A 15,293-nucleotide genomic window follows, 5' to 3' on the forward strand; every position below is an offset into this window, starting at 1 on the left:
TCAATCTCGGCCGACTATATTTGGCTAATATTTTCCGACGCTAACAGGCTGTCCAATCAAATTGAAGAAATGGAGTGAACCGGTTCGACAGTCAGTATCCATTTGAAGGCCAGGCTCGACAACCTACGCTGCGTAGACATGCGTCAATCGAACGAGCGCGGATTTTTGGACGCTCATCCTGAGTAGTCATTTAAGAACGCCCCAATGACTACTCATTTATGTCTGTCCCCAATGACTACCAAGGCAACGCCGATGTTTTGGCAACGACAGCGAAAACCCGCCAGAGCGAGCAAGGTGCCTTGAAACGAGGCGGCATTGATCTTTCGATCATGCCGCCGAAGTTGAAAGGCAGATTGCCGCTCTGGCGGGTTTGCAGCGTCGAGCCGTTACGCGGGTTGGTAAACCCGCGTAACTACTCCCGAGCTCCGTACTGCTCGTAGTAGGCATCGATGGCGGCCTTGAGCTCGTCGTCGATGACGACCTTGCCGTCGATCTCGTGGTTGTAGAGAGTCTCGACGACCTCGGCCATGGAGACGATGCTCGCGACGGGGAAACCGTACTTGGCCTCGATCTCCTTCTGCGCGGTGGTCACGCCGCCCTTGCCGACCTCCATGCGGTTGAGGGACACGATCAGGCCCTTGATCTCAACGTCGGCGGCAGCCATGACCTTGGGATAGGTCTCGTCGATGGACTTGCCGGAGGTGGTGACGTCCTCGACCATGATCACGCGGTCGCCGTCCTGGGGCTCATAACCCAACAGATTGCCCTTGTCGGCACCGTGGTCCTTGGCCTCCTTGCGGTCGCAGCAGTACTTGACCTCCTTGCCGTAGAGCTCGTGGTAGGCAATGGCGGTCACGACGGCCAGCGGAATGCCCTTGTAGGCCGGTCCAAACAGCACATCAAAGTCGTCGCCAAAGTTATCGTGAATGGCCTGGGCGTAATACTCGCCCAGCTTCTTGAGCTGATAGCCCGTCACGTAGGCGCCGGCGTTCATAAAGAACGGGGACTGACGGCCACTCTTGAGCGTAAAGCTGCCGAACTTAAGAACGTCGGACTCGACCATGAACTTGATGAACTCTTGCTTGTAAGCCTCCATGCGGGCTCCTCTCGTAATCGCGTACGTGCCTTCCAGTTTAGCGCAGGCAGAGCGCATTGCGGGCGCGCTTTGAGCTCACGGCATTCTGTAAAGGCTTTGTCAGAGACGATGATTTTCCGAACAATGGGGTTGACACGGCAAACCCCCTCATCAAGAATACGGGCGGATTAAAAACGGGTACGAGATACCCAAAGCGCGCCGCGCCCGGCCTTAAGGAGGTGTGCCATGGAAGGCAGCCATGGTCGAAAAACCTGCATGTCGCCCTCGGCACGCCGCGAGGATTCCGCACACGCATAAGCGCCAATAGCCGATCGTCAAAACCACCGCAAAGGTGCCTGTCCCCTTTGTGGTGGTTCGTGAGTATGACGTGAGCGACATCTAGGTTTTTTTTGAAGCAAATACGACACGTACGCTAACTCCCTTCAACAAGGAGGACCCTATGCTGATGCTCAAAACCGCCACGGTACTCGAAGCCATCTCCAAGCGCCGCCGCACGGCGCGCCCCGCCGCTCACACCGGCATGTCCAAGAACACCATATTCGCCGCTACCCATAGCGCCGAGGATGCCCTCGTGCTGCTCGACGCCACGGCCGACGGGCTCACCGCCGAGCACGCTGCCGAGCGCCTGGACGCCACCGGGCCCAACACCATCGAGGCGCCGACCAAAACCCTCGCCCGCCGCATCGCCGACGCGTTCATCGATCCCTTCGCCGGCATCCTCGCCGCGCTCGCGCTGGTCTCACTCTACATCGACGTGCTCGCCGTGCCCGAGCCGCAGCGCGACCCCTCCACGGTCATCGTCATCGGCACCATGCTGCTGGTATCGGGTGGCATGAAGTTTATCCAGGAAGCCCGCAGCGGCAATGCGGCCGAGGCCCTCAAGGACCTGGTCTCCAACACCTGCTGCGCCCTGCGCGACGGCAAGCGCCTCGAGATTTCCTTCGACGAGCTCGTCCCCGGCGATGTGATCCGCCTCTCTGCCGGCGATATGGTGCCGGCCGACGCCCGCATCATCGCCGCACGCGACCTGTTTGTGATCGAGTCCGCGCTCACGGGCGAGAGCGAGGCCGTCGAGAAGACCGCTGCCGCCACGGTCATCGGAGGCGCCGACAGCTCCGCGCTGCCACTGTCTGCCTGCAAGAACATCGTCTTTACCGGCACCTCCGTGCAAAACGGCACCGCCATGGCACTTGTCGTTGCCACCGGCTCGGACACCTACCTGGGCGGCATCGCCAAGATGCTCAACGGGCGCGGCGAGAAGAGCGCGTTTGACCGCGGCGTCTCGAGCGTCTCCATGCTGCTCGTACGCCTTATGCTCGTTATGGCGCCGGCCGTCTTTGCCATCAACGCCGCCACCAAGGGCAACGTCATCGACGCGCTGCTGTTCGCCACGAGCGTGGCCGTGGGCATCACGCCGCAGATGCTTCCCGTCATCGTGACCACGAGCCTGTCACAGGGAGCCAAGGACCTCGCTCGTCGCCAGGTTATCGTCAAGGAGCTGCCGGCAATCCAAAACCTGGGCGCCATGGACGTCCTGTGCTGCGACAAGACCGGCACCCTCACCGAAGACCGCATCGTGCTCGAGCGCTACCTCAACACCGATGGCAACGAGGATGCGCGCGTGCTGCGCCATGCGTTTTTGAACAGCTTCTTCCAGACCGGCCTCAAAAACCTTATCGACCTGGCCGTCATCGACCGTGCCGATGTGACGCCCTCGACCGTCGTGCCCGATTCTATGCTGGGCCAGAGCCTGCGCGACCGCTATACCAAGGTCGACGAGGTGCCCTTCGATTTCTCGCGCCGTCGCCTGAGCGTAGTTGTCGCCGACGCCCAGGGCAAAACCCAGATGGTCACCAAGGGAGCTGCCGAGGAAATGCTCGAGATCTGCTCCTTTGTCGAGGTCGATGGCGCCGCCCAGCCGCTTACCGAAGATAAGCTCGCCCAGATTCGCAAGCAGGTCGCCGGGCTCAACGCCGAGGGCCTGCGCGTGATTGCCGTGGCGCAGAAAACCAATCCGCGCTGCGTGGACGAGTTTGACATCGCCGACGAATGCGACATGGTGTTGATGGGCTTTTTGGCCTTCCTCGATCCGCCCAAGGCGAGTGCCGCGGGCGCCGTCGCCACGCTCGAGGCCAAGGGTGTGGCGGTCAAGGTCCTGACCGGCGACAACGACCGTGTCGCCGCCACCGTCTGCGAGCAGATCGGTATCGACGCGAGCAACGTCTTGCTAGGTTCCGAGATCAATGCACTCGATGACGCCGAGCTTGCCGAGCGCGCCGAGAAAACCCATCTGTTCGCCAAGCTCTCGCCGCTGCAGAAGGCGCGCCTGGTGCGCGTCATGCGCGAGCTGCTCGGCCACACCGTGGGCTTTATGGGCGACGGCATCAACGACGCCGCCGCCATGCGCGCGAGCGACTGCGGCATCTCGGTCGATTCGGCCGTCGACATCGCCAAGGAATCCGCCGATATCATCTTGCTTCAGAAGGATCTGGGCGTGCTCGAGCGCGGCATCATCGAAGGCCGCCGCACCTACGGCAACCTGCTCAAGTACCTCAAGACCACGGTGAGCTCCAACTTTGGCAACGTGCTATCCGTGACCGTCGCGAGCCTGTTCTTGCCGTTCTTGCCCATGAGCGCTCTGCAGCTGGTGCTGCTGTCGCTGGTCTACGAGATCGCGTGCATCGCGCTGCCGTGGGACACCGTCGACGACGCCTGGACCGCCCGTCCGCGCGCCTGGGACGCCGCGTCCATTAAGGGCTTTATGCTCGAGCTGGGCCCCGTGAGCTCGCTGTTTGACATCGTGACCTTCGCCGCGCTCTTCTTTGTGGTGTGCCCCGCCACCGTGGGCTCGAGCTGGGCAGAGCTTGCCGCCGCGGGCAACGTCGCGGGCATGGCGGCCTTTACGGCGCTCTTCCAGAGCGGTTGGTTTGTCGAGTCCATGTGGTCGCAGACGCTCGTGGTCCACATGCTGCGCTCCCCGCGCCTGCCACGCCCGCGCGACCACGCCGCGCCCGCGCTGTGCCTCCTCACCGTGCTGGGCCTGGTGCTCGTCACCTGGCTGCCGGCAAGCCCCATCGCCGATGCGCTGGGTCTCATGCCTCTGCCGCCAATCTTCTTCGCGCTGCTCATCGGCATTGTCGCCGCCTACATCGCGCTCACCCAACTGGCCAAGCGCCGCTACATCGCCCGCCACGGCGAACTGCTGTAACTCCACAGGCGCTCCCGTCAAAACCACCACAAAGGTGCCTGTCCCCTTTGTGGTGGTTCGCGCTGGCAGTGGCTGCCCAAAACAGCTAAAAAAGCCCCGTCCCAAATGGGCTAGTCCTTGGGCGCCCAGGACCAGAAAAAGTTGATGAGGGCCACACGTGAGGAGGCGCCGGTCTTTTTGTTGATCGAGGCGATATGACGGTAAAGCGTGGAGCGCGAAAGGAAGAGCGTTGCGGCGATGTCTTGAACACTCTCGTGCGATGCGACCAAGGCCTCCAGAATATCGCGCTCGCGCTGCGTAAGCTCAAAGGCGACGGCGAAGGCATCGAGGCGCTCATCGAGCGTGAGCTCCAGTACCCCTGCGGAAACGGGCTCGCCCCGATCGGACGCGACGCCCGTATCAAAATCGTCGGCAGCAAACGCCAGCTTGCCGGGCACCACAGTGACATTGGTCCGATGTCCAACCTGTCCCAGCAGCGAGATCGCAATACCCACAAACAGCACAAGTCCGGCACCCAACGCCAACAGCACGTTCTGGCTCGAGACAATCGCCACCGCCGGTGCCGTCACGAGCATCGCGCAAACGTTATTGATGACGCGGCCCATGCACGGCCACAGATACGACCAATGCGCATACACCGAAATGGCGGCAAACTTCGCCGTGAAAAACACCACGAAGAAGCCCGCACCCAGATAGAAGATGACGGTGGCGGCAAGTATGTTGGCGCCGTTGGCATCGGTGATAAGCACAGCGAATGAGAGCGTGGACAACATGGCGGCGCAGGTCATGATGATGTTCATACACGAGCGCCCGCGCAGGTCAAATAGGGCGCCGGCGAGCAGAGCGCTCACGCCCATCAGCAAGCGCGACCAATCGCCCAAGTCAACGGACCCGGCGGCGTGCGAGATCGTGAGCCCCGCATTGAGGGCGGCAAACACCCCGGTAAGGCAGGCGGTTGCAATCGTCAGACGCACCACGGCGCGCCGAAAAGCCGCCGTTGACTCGGGATCGTTTTGCCATTTGGCGCCAAACTCCGATGCATCCACCGAAAGCTCGGAGATATCGGGTTCAGGCCCAAACTCAGATTCGCCGCGCAGCTTGGCACGGCGGACGCCGTGGAGGAGCGCCACCTGCGCGACCGCACAGGCAACAAAAACAAACTGCTGCGGAATCCCCGCGGGTATCACCATGTGGCTGAACACCTGAAGCAGGACGCCCAGAGCATATGAAAGCGCCGCCGCGCGCGCCAAGTACGGCGTCCGCGCAAAGCGCCGGGCAAAGTTGGCGTGAGCGGTCGATCCGCAGTAGCCCAGCGTGCAACACGCCATCAAACCGCCGGCAATTACCACCTCAAACCGAACCGCCATAATCATCAGCAGCAATGCCGACACCAGCAGCACGCCCGTGATGTCGCTCGTCGTATCGATCGCGCGGGGGCGGCGATAGTACAGAATAGGACGCACAAAAAAGCCGATTACGCTCGCACCGACGATGAGGGTCTCGTAGGTAGCAACCTCGCTCGGCGGCACAAACTCGGCCACGCGCATGTCGAAGAGGTACTCGCCAGCCAAAAACGTAAAATAGAACAGCGCCAGGCATATAATCTCCCGAATGCCCCAACGCAAATACGCTGTTGTGTCTCCCATACCTTTCATGAATACCCCCCCCCGCAGTCGCTTAATGGCCTGCAAACTCATTCTATTAGAGAACCAGTCCTAATATCGAACCTATCCTCAAAATGTCGCTAATTTGACCCCAACAGCCCACGGCGTAAACCGATTTTGAGCCGCAAGGCCCAGAAGGGGCGCGCACGGCTTGCAGCTCGGCAAGGAGTGTCCCCAACTGCCACTCATTTAAGTACGTCCCCAATGAGTGCAAGTGCCGCAAGTGCCAATCAAATGACGAGAGCGGATAATCTCCCACTTTGAGCCCGCATGCAGGCCAAAAACGGGAGATTATCCACTCTCATTCTGTGGGTAGTCATTGGGGACGTTCTTAAACGACTAGTCAAACAAGAACGTCCCCAATGACTATGTCCAATGCGCTACACCAGGCGCATGGCCTCCTGGACAGCACCGTAAAGGTTGGCGTCGTTGCCGAGCTCGGCCGCCTTTATCTGCGGCACAGGAATGCCGGCAAGGGTCCCTTCGTAACTCGAGAGGGCCAGCGGCATCTGCGCACGCAGGGCATCGACGAGCTCGGGATGGCACGAGATGCCGCCTGCGATCACAAAGACCTCGGGGTCGAGCACGGCCTGCAGGTTGATGAGCTGTCCGTCAAATGCGCGAGCGTAGCGGTCGAGCGCGCGCTGCGCCGCCATGTCGCCATCCGCGATCCACTCAAAGACGCGGCGGCCGTCCACCGGAGAATCCGCAGGCAGGCCCTTCTCGGCAACGGCGGCATCGCGGAGCGCACGCCAACCGCCCGAACCCGCAAAGGAGTTTTCCATGCTCGCAGCAGTCGTGACATCGTTGCGCAAGAAGCTAAACTCGCCCGCAAAGCAATGCGCGCCGCGCAAGACCTTGCCGTCGATAACGATGCCGCCACCGATACCTGTGCCGACAGCGAGCACCACGCCAAAACGCGTCCCGCGCAGAGCGCCAGCCGCATACTCACCGAGTGCACAGCACTTACCGTCGTTATTGACGGCAATCGGCACCCCCAGAGCCTCGCGCATAAGCTTTCCGAGCGGACAGCCATCCATAAACGTGAGCGCACCACCGCGATGGATCGTTCCTGTGACATCTCCCTCGTAGATGCCGCCGGGCGCACTCACGCCCACGGCGCTCACGCGCTCGCGATACGGCTCGACGAGCGAGATCAGCGCCGCGACCGTCTCATCAGCCGTGGTAAAGCCCGTCGGCAGGCTTCCGCGCTCGCGGATGGAAAAATCCTCGCCCAGCACAGCCCATTTAACGGCCGTACCGCCCACATCGATTCCAAAAAACTCCTGCATGTTCACTCCTTACAAGCGTAGCTCCGGACGCGCATCGCCGCGACCATCACAGGGGCTACCCCCCTGCGATGGTCGTGCAGCAAGTCACGCCCGGAGCCGATTATCTCTGTTTTACGCCTCTAATTTGGTCAGGCGAAGCATCATATACTGCTTACTTGGGAGATCGATGCGGAACTTGCCCTCAAAGGTTCCGGGAAGCTCCTCCTCCGTCATGCCCCATGTGTCCACGACACTCACCTTGTATCGAGCGCCCGACTCGCCCTCAAACTCACGAGACCACTCATTTAAGTACGTCCCCAATGAGCGTGGCGGAATGGCTCCCCTTGGCAGCTTGAAGCCGTCATGCAGGAACCATTCCGTCGCAGCCTAATGAAAGGGACTGGGTTGTAAATGTTGGAGAAGAGCCGTTAGCGCCCGGGGGCCAGGATCACCAGCGCGTCGTGCTCAAAGGGATGCTGCGCCACGCGCACGGTGCCGTCACCGTTGTCACGGACGGGCAGCTTTGCGATGCGCTTGTCCTCCATGTCGAGGACCGTCGCCGTCCAGCCACGCGCGCCGTCGAGCTTAAACTTGAGCGCCGTGGTACGCGGCAGGTACGCGACGATGCGATCGCCAACGCGCGCCACACGGATGGACTCGCGCGCGTCGTCGAGGAGCTCCTGCGCCGGAACCACGGCAAGCGCATCGTCACCGGCAGTAGCGCCTAGGCTGGCAAGCACATGCTCGATCGCGCCAAAGTCCCACACACCCGCAAACTGCAGGCACTCTTGCCAGCGGAAGGGCATGTCAAAGCCCTCGCCCAGGACCGAACCCTGGCTGCGCGATGTCTGCCAGTTCCAAACGCCGTGCGCGCCATAGGTCACGCCGGCACTGGCGCCGGCAAGAATCGACGACCATACGCTCGCGCGGCAATCCTGCGCGGTAAAACGCCAGTAGACGTTGCGCGACGCACCCATCTGCTCGTAGCAAGGCTCGGAGTTGACCATCGGCTTTTTGGGATAGTTGGCGATAAAGTCCTGCGGCAGACGCCATGCCTCGGGCTGGCCCTCGTAGTTGTGGCCGGGCTGGAACATGTAAAAGTCCAGACGGCCCAGATACTGCGCCGGAATGGTACGATTGCCGCGGTTGATATGCATGGTGCGCAGCGCCTCGGGCGCGCGCTTGACGACCTCGTCGAGCGCGTCCTCGTAATAGACGATCGCCTCGTCGCCGGCAAAGTCGGTATCGCCCGTCACTACGTAGACGGGGTCGAACTCGCCCAGGTTCTCGACGACGCGGGCAACGTGGGCACGGACCTCCTCACGCGGCATAACCTCGGCGCCGCAACGCTCGGCGATCTTGGCACCCCAGGTACCGGGCACGTAGTTGCACCACATAAGCACGAGCGCCGGACGGATGCCGTGCTCGACGGCAGCACGGCACATGGCGGCGGCGCGGTCCCAATATGCCTGGTTGGGACGGGACCAATCAAAGTGCACGCCGTCCTCGCTGGCATAGGGCCAAATGCCCAGGTCGGGGCAGCAGCGATCCCACTGCGGCAGCGTGTTGATCTGCAGCACGTTCATGCCCTGCTCGGCACGGCGGGTCAGATAGTAGTCCCAGTCGTCCTCGGCGATGCTCGTAAATGCGCTCCAGCACGTATCGGCAAACCAAAAGAACGGTTTGCCCTCGCACAAAAAGCCGTCCTGGCGACCGTTGGCGGTCAGCTTTCCCAAACTCATCTGCATGTCCTTTCGTTTGATAAAGGATTTGCGAACCGCCGGGGGCTTTCGCGATAACCCTGCGCGAAAGCCCCCGGCGCTTGGCAAACCCTCGCGGGCGAAGCTCACCCGCCCCATCAGTCTACCTTGCAAGAAGGGCCCCGCCGGGCTTACGCCTGACGGGGCCCTGTCGTGTAGGTGAGGTCTTATGCGACCGAACGGTTTGGCCTTAGGCCTCCATCTCGGCGAGCTCCTCCTTGGAGAAGCCGGAGACAAAGACGACGGCAGCGGCGATGACAAAGGAGATTGCCATACCAACGATAGCCCAGACGGTGTTCATCTGGCCACCCTGCAGGTAGTTGGTGAAGACCAGGAAGTTGGAGGCACCGCCTGCGAGGTAGTAGGTAACCCCCATGAGGCCGGAGAACACAGCGCCGATAGCACCGCCGATGAACATGCCAAACATGGTGCGACGGAAGCGCATGAGGATGCCGAAGAGCGCGGGCTCGGTGACGCCGCCGGCGATGGCGGAGATGACGTAACCGATGGCGAGAGACTTCTCGTCGGGGTTCTTCATCTTGAGGAAGGCACCGAAGGCGCAGCCCCAGACAGCGGCCATAGCGCAGTTGGTGGAAACGAAGACGAAGGGATCGTAACCGGCAGCGATGATCTGAACCTGGGCGAGCAGGATGACGGGCATGTGCATGCCGCAGACCACGAAGAGCTGCCAGAAGGCGCCGAGGATGGCCATGACGATCAGGATGCCGATGCCGCCAAGGTCAGCAAGGCCGAAGAGGGCGTTGGCGATCAGCGTACCGATCTCGTTGCCGATCGGAGCGAGGACGATGAAGGCAATGGGGATCGTGACGATCATGGTGCAGAACGGCGTGAAGACCGTGGACAGCACGTCGGGCATAACCTTCTTAAAGAACTTCTCGATGAAGTACAGGACGGGCACCGAAAGGATGATCGGCAGGACGGACTGCTGGTAGTTGGCAGCGGCGATCTGGATGCCGTAGACGGAGATGATTCCGCCGCCCTCCTGGGTGGCGACGCTCACCACGGAAGGAGCCATGAGGGCGCCACCGAGCAGCATGCCGAGCACCGGGCTGGCGCCGAGCTTCTTAGCGGCGGCATAGCCCAGGTAGATGGGGATAAAGGTAAACGTTGCCTCGTACAGGGTGGTGTAGAGGAACGTGTAGGTCGGGTCGTCGGCCGAGAGCACACCGAGCATGGTGGGGCCGAGGACGGCCGCGATGGTACGGAACAGACCGCCGGCCATGAGCAGCGGGATGAGCTGGGTCATGGAGCCGGACAGATAGTCGAGGATGATGTTCGGCAGGTTCTTGAGCTCGAACTTCTCCTTGGGAGCATCGAGGTTCTCGTTGACGGCCTCACCCTGCTTGACGCCGGAGATGGCGACGAACTCGGCGAGCACCTTGGGCACGTTCTGGCCGATGATGACCTGGAGCTGGCTGCCGGCGAACTGGCAACCCAGAACACCCTTGACCTTCTTGATCTTCTCCACGTCAACCTTGTTGTTATCCTTGAGCGTCAGACGCAGGCGCGTCATGCAGTTGGTGGCAACGGAAACATTCTCCGCACCGCCCACGAGCTCGAGGACATCGGTGGCAATCTGCTTGTTATCTACTGCCATGGGACCCCTCCCCATATCTTCGTGTGCCTGGTCGTTCGTTCGCAGGCACGCCTTTGGCCCGGCGACTATAACCCCTTACGGTTGCCGGACCCTTGGATACGCTTTTGTAAACAAGGTGTTTACTGAACGTTTACGGGCTTTAGTTTACACGGAGCGCCGAATTTATGGCAATTTTGCCGTCTACAGTCCGGTGAACGGTAGGAAATCGGGGGTGAGCGTATCTGAGCGGCAGTAAATCGTCTCTTTGCCTATGTATTGATATATGGCTATTTACGTGGGATTTTACTTTGAGTTGCCTCTTGATAGCCTGTTAGCCCATCAAGAAAACCCCAGATAGAAACTAGTAAACATATGTTTAGTAGTTCACTGCGTGTTCAATTATGCCGTTTACCGAGTTCATCTGCTTGTTCTACAAATCTGCATTAAACTAAACATGTTTAGTTTGTATTGCCGCACACGTTTAGCTCTCGCGGCACAAGGGAGGCAGCTCATGGAACTCAAATCGTGTACCTACGCAACCGTCACCACCTTGGGCGACTTTGGCCCCTGGATCAGCAAGGTCGTACTCGACCTGCCCTGCACCGTGCGCGCCAACGACATCGACGCGAACACCTTCCATATATATGTAGAGCGTCACGAGCGCTCGGGCGAGGTTCTGATGCGCAAGGAGCGCGGCGCCGACCATGCCGCGCCCTCCGTGGGTTACATCGACATTCTCGCCGCATATCCGTGCGACGAGAACGGACGTAAGCTCGCCGTGGGCACCCATGTGGCACTCGAGGTCGCCGAGCAGCGCCTGACCAAAAAGATCGAAGGCGGCGTCATGGGCTCGCGCATGCTCGATGACCAGCTGCACATCACGCAGCTCGCGGCTCTTCCCGGCAACGATGGTGACGACCCCACCTGCGGCCTGGTCTTTAGCACCTGCCGTGGTGACATCTGCCCCGCGCTCAAAGGCTGGAGCAACGCCACGCAAAAGACCGCCGTCGACGGCATCGCGCTCGAATACGGCTTCTTTGAGCCCAGCTTTAAAGCCGAGGACTCGGCATGCTTCAACCCCTTTGCGCCCGAGGCGACGGTCGTGCCCCAAAAGGCGCCGCTCGTGGTGTATCTGCACGGCGCCGGCGAGGGCAAGGGCGCCACGCAGGGCGAAGGCGCCACGCGCGCCTATATCGGCAACCGCGTGACGGCCATCAGCCAGGCGCAGATCCAGCGCTACTTTGGCGGCTTTGCCTGGGTGCTCGTGCCGCAGTCGCCCACGTTTTGGATGGACAACGGCGTCGAGCAACTTGGTCACTCCAACCAGAGCATCTACTCCTCCGTGCTCAAGGCGTTTATCGACGAGTTTGTCGCCGAGCATGCCGACCGCATCGACACCGACCGCATCGTGGTCGCCGGTCTTTCCAACGGCGGCTTTATGACCCTGCGCCTGTGCGCCGACTACCCCGATTTCTTCGCCGCGGGCCTTCCCTGCTGCGCCCCGTGGTACAACGCAACGGACGAGAACGTGGCCGCGCTCGCCAAGACGCCGCTGTGGTTTACGCATTCCAAGGGCGACGAGCTTGTGTCACCGCAACAGACCGTGCTGCCGCTCACGGCGCGCCTGCGCGATGCCGGCGCCAACGTGCACCTTACGTACTTTAGCCATGTCGAGGACCTGACCGGCGTGTATCGCGAGGCCGACGGCTCGGCCAAAAAGACGTTCAACCACGGCGTGTGGATCCACCAATTCAACGACCTGTGTTATCAAGACTTCGACGGGGGCAACGTACTCATCGACGGCGAGCCGGTGGGCTGCTGGGAGTGGTCGGCCAGGGTTTCGAGGTAACCATCCCATCGGGGGCTCTGACCTTTAGTTTTGTAAACGTCCTCGCGCATGAGCCCCGCTTATCCTGCTCCTTCGGAGCATCGGATAAGCGGGGCTCGCGCTGCGGAATGTTTACAAAACTAAAGGTCAGAGCCCCCTAAGTTAACGTTGTTCGAAACGCTGGTCGGCCGCTTCCGGCGGGCCGCCGGGTCGCGGGCGATGGGGGCGTGGGTCCCGTCTTGCCTTGCGCGTAACTGGCTGAATTGATTTTGATTGGAGCTGTTCCTATGGCCCAAAAGTTGACTCGGGTGATTGTTGCTACCGATATGGAAGTCGACGATATGAACTCGCTCGTTCATTTGGCTCTGTATCTTAATTTGCTTGATGTTGAGGCTGTGGTGTATACGGCTTCGCAGTATCACTTTCTTGGGGATGGGGTTCATACGCTCGGTGAGGTGAATCCGCATTGGCGGACCAAGGGCGTGCGCTCCTATACCTGGGATGTTGTGCCTCATGAGCCCGATCCGCTGGCCGGCGAGCTTCGCGAGTATCGGCCGTTTCCCGAGCATTGGATCGAAAGTCTTTGGAGTAATGAATATGCCCAGGCTTGGCCGCAGTTGCAAGCAAATGCGGCCGCTGCCGGTGAGCCGCCGTTTCCCACGCCCGCCCAGATGATCGAGCGCACCTTTGTGGGAAATGTTGCCTTTGAGGGTGATGTGACTGAGGAAACTGAGGGGTCTCGCGTAATTGCGCAGGCGATTTTAGATGATGATCCGCGTACGTTATGGTTGCTCAGCTGGGGTGGTATGAATACGATCGTTCGCGCCCTCATGAGTATTGCCGAGCGCTATCGCGCCACGCCCGAGTGGCCCGCCGTACAGCAGCGGGTCTATCAGAAGGTGCGCGTGATGGGCGTTGCCGATGGCGTGGGGCAGGATAACTCGTGGCTCGACCATGGGCGCGAGCTCTTTCCCGAGCTCATCTTTTGGCGTACGCCCTATATGTATGGCAACTATTTCGACGCCAAAACAGCTCAGCCCGATACGCTGCCGCTGTTTAAGGCTCCTTGGCCTGCGCAGAACCTCACGCAGGGCAACGGACCCCTCATGGCACGCTATATGCTCTATGGCGATGGTAAGGTCTACGAAAACGAGCCCGAGCGCTTTCAGTTTGGCAAGCATGCCCGTCTGGATTGGGGCCTGGAAGGCATGCCCGCGGTGCAGTTTGAGCGCGGCGATTTTATGGCCGAAGGCGACAGCATGACCTATATTCCGCTGCTGCCGTTTGGCCTGCGCGGTATTGACGACCGCGACTTCGATACGCTACTCGGCCGCATGTTTCTTGATGGACACCCCGATGCGAAGGCGCCCGCCGATTTTGCCTCCATCAGCACGCCCGCAGACGACAATCTCAATCCCTACCTGCGTGCCTATCAGGAAGACTTTGCCGCCCGCGCGCAATGGTGTGCCCATGATCCGGCCATCTGCTCGCATCCGGCGCATGTTGTCGAGGTCACTGCCGACCGCAGCGCCACAGCCGGCGAGCGCGTCAACCTTACAGCGACCATCGTCGACCCCGACGGCAAGGGCTTCGATGCACATTGGGATGTGGCCGTAGACCCATCGAGCTATGCAGGCGTCCAGGATCTGTCGATGTGGCAAGAATGCACGGTAGACACCGCTTTCATCGTGCCCGCCGACGCACGACCCGGCGACCGCTTCGTGCTCACCCTCACCGTCCAGACGCGCGCCGAGCGCCCCTGTACCCGCTACGCCCAGGTCGCCGTGACCGTGGCGTAGCAAGGGCAACGCCCACATTCGACAAAGAGTGTCCCCAGGCGCCAAACGAGCGAGGATTTTTGGACACCCAAACAACGAGAGTGGATAATCTCCCACTTTGAGCCTGCACACAGGCCAAAAACGGGAGATTATCCACTCTCATTCTGTGGCACTCATTGGGGACGTACTTAAATGAGTAGTTTCACTCATTTAAGTACGTCCCCAATGAGTAGGAAAAATGGGCCATGTGTCCCAGTTGTGGAGACTCGTTGAGCCGTCTGGGTATCGTGAAAGATCGCGCACTCCCCCATCATCAAAAGTGACACACGCTACCAGTTGATGGGAGGCAGCCATGGGCTTCTTTGACAAGATGTTCGAGAAGAAAGAGTGCGCGATTTGCGGTACCGAGCTGGGACTTCTAGGTAAGACAAAAATCAATGAAGGCTACCTGTGCAAAGAGTGCGCCGGCAAGCTCTCCCCCTACTTTCACGGCTATCGCTCCAGCACCGCGGACGATATCCGCGAGCAGCTCGCCTACCGCGAGGCCAATGCCGAGCGCCTGGCGTCGTTCAACCCCACGCGCACGCTTTCTGCCGGGCGCACCAATATTATGCTCGATGAGGACGCGGGCCTGCTGATCATCACCTCGCAGAGCCGCTGGCGCGACGCCAATCCCGACATCATCGAGTTCTCGCAGGTACTCGGCTGCGATATGGATATCGACGAGCATCGCACCGAAATCTATCGCGAGACTAAGGACGGCGAGCGCGAGAGCTACAACCCGCCGCGCTACGACCTGGATTACGACTTTAATCTGACCATCCACGTCAACACGCCGTACTTTACCGAGATCGACCTGCGCGTGAACGACTCCACCATCGATCAGCGCGGCTCCATCGAATACCGCGAGGCCAAGCGCCAGGCAACCGAGGTGCGCGACGCGCTGGTGCAGCTGCGCAAGGAGACGCGCGACAGCGTCGTGGCCGCCAAGGCCCCCAAGACCGCGGTGACCTGCCCCTTCTGCGGAGCCACCACCATTCCCGATGCCAGTGGGCGCTGCGAATACTGCGGCGGCGCCATCGGCGCATAGC

10 protein-coding genes are annotated in these 15,293 nt (G+C 60.8%); 4 read left to right on the top strand and 6 right to left on the bottom strand.

Annotated features, from left to right (window positions below):
- Positions 1–412: 412 nt before the first annotated feature.
- Complete coding sequence (pyrE, locus tag DWZ15_RS08365) at positions 413–1,096, bottom strand: orotate phosphoribosyltransferase (RefSeq protein ID WP_118450442.1); 684 nt, start codon at positions 1,094–1,096, stop codon at positions 413–415.
- Positions 1,097–1,535: 439 nt separating this feature from the next.
- On the opposite strand from pyrE, the gene mgtA reads away from it, so the two are divergent.
- Positions 1,536–4,304: a magnesium-translocating P-type ATPase gene (gene mgtA / locus DWZ15_RS08370; RefSeq protein WP_118450444.1), complete on the top strand. Its 2,769-nt coding sequence runs from the start codon at positions 1,536–1,538 to the stop codon at positions 4,302–4,304.
- A gap of 110 nt (positions 4,305–4,414) precedes the next feature.
- Here mgtA and DWZ15_RS08375 read toward each other — a convergent pair whose 3' ends face one another.
- From DWZ15_RS08375 to DWZ15_RS08390, 5 genes are all read right to left on the bottom strand, one after another.
- Positions 4,415–5,959: a response regulator transcription factor gene (locus DWZ15_RS08375; protein WP_158572520.1), complete on the bottom strand. Its 1,545-nt coding sequence runs from the start codon at positions 5,957–5,959 to the stop codon at positions 4,415–4,417.
- A gap of 389 nt (positions 5,960–6,348) precedes the next feature.
- The gene (locus DWZ15_RS08380; RefSeq protein WP_118450448.1) at positions 6,349–7,260 is read right to left on the bottom strand and encodes an ROK family protein; all 912 of its coding nucleotides are present in this window, start codon (positions 7,258–7,260) and stop codon (positions 6,349–6,351) included.
- A 111-nt stretch (positions 7,261–7,371) separates the two neighbouring features.
- A complete protein-coding gene (locus DWZ15_RS10830; RefSeq protein WP_117778724.1) occupies positions 7,372–7,560 on the bottom strand; it encodes a DUF5605 domain-containing protein in 189 nt (62 codons plus the stop codon).
- 107 nt (positions 7,561–7,667) lie between these two features.
- Entirely contained in the window at positions 7,668–8,981 is a 1,314-nt protein-coding gene (locus DWZ15_RS08385) for a DUF4038 domain-containing protein (protein WP_118450450.1), read from the bottom strand.
- A 208-nt stretch (positions 8,982–9,189) separates the two neighbouring features.
- A complete protein-coding gene (locus tag DWZ15_RS08390) occupies positions 9,190–10,617 on the bottom strand; it encodes a PTS transporter subunit EIIC (protein WP_118450452.1) in 1,428 nt (475 codons plus the stop codon).
- Positions 10,618–11,107: 490 nt separating this feature from the next.
- On the opposite strand from DWZ15_RS08390, the gene DWZ15_RS08395 reads away from it, so the two are divergent.
- From DWZ15_RS08395 to DWZ15_RS08405, 3 genes are all read left to right on the top strand, one after another.
- On the top strand, positions 11,108–12,445 hold the full coding sequence (locus DWZ15_RS08395; protein WP_118450453.1) for a prolyl oligopeptidase family serine peptidase: 1,338 nt from the start codon (positions 11,108–11,110) through the stop codon (positions 12,443–12,445).
- A gap of 266 nt (positions 12,446–12,711) precedes the next feature.
- On the top strand, positions 12,712–14,223 hold the full coding sequence (locus DWZ15_RS08400) for a nucleoside hydrolase-like domain-containing protein (protein WP_118450455.1): 1,512 nt from the start codon (positions 12,712–12,714) through the stop codon (positions 14,221–14,223).
- 331 nt (positions 14,224–14,554) lie between these two features.
- The gene (locus tag DWZ15_RS08405) at positions 14,555–15,292 is read left to right on the top strand and encodes a DUF4428 domain-containing protein (RefSeq protein ID WP_118450457.1); all 738 of its coding nucleotides are present in this window, start codon (positions 14,555–14,557) and stop codon (positions 15,290–15,292) included.
- Position 15,293 lies beyond the last annotated feature (1 nt).

The organism is Collinsella sp. AF29-7AC (genome assembly GCF_003475665.1).
Lineage (GTDB): Bacteria > Actinomycetota > Coriobacteriia > Coriobacteriales > Coriobacteriaceae > Collinsella.

Coding starts and splice junctions, on each gene's coding strand:
- pyrE (WP_118450442.1), bottom strand. CDS start 1,096: ATGGAGGCTTACAAGCAAGAGTTCATCAAGTTCATGGTCGAGTCCGAC.
- mgtA (WP_118450444.1), top strand. CDS start 1,536: ATGCTGATGCTCAAAACCGCCACGGTACTCGAAGCCATCTCCAAGCGC.
- DWZ15_RS08375 (WP_158572520.1), bottom strand. CDS start 5,959: ATGAAAGGTATGGGAGACACAACAGCGTATTTGCGTTGGGGCATTCGG.
- DWZ15_RS08380 (WP_118450448.1), bottom strand. CDS start 7,260: ATGCAGGAGTTTTTTGGAATCGATGTGGGCGGTACGGCCGTTAAATGG.
- DWZ15_RS08385 (WP_118450450.1), bottom strand. CDS start 8,981: ATGAGTTTGGGAAAGCTGACCGCCAACGGTCGCCAGGACGGCTTTTTG.
- DWZ15_RS08390 (WP_118450452.1), bottom strand. CDS start 10,617: ATGGCAGTAGATAACAAGCAGATTGCCACCGATGTCCTCGAGCTCGTG.
- DWZ15_RS08395 (WP_118450453.1), top strand. CDS start 11,108: ATGGAACTCAAATCGTGTACCTACGCAACCGTCACCACCTTGGGCGAC.
- DWZ15_RS08400 (WP_118450455.1), top strand. CDS start 12,712: ATGGCCCAAAAGTTGACTCGGGTGATTGTTGCTACCGATATGGAAGTC.
- DWZ15_RS08405 (WP_118450457.1), top strand. CDS start 14,555: ATGGGCTTCTTTGACAAGATGTTCGAGAAGAAAGAGTGCGCGATTTGC.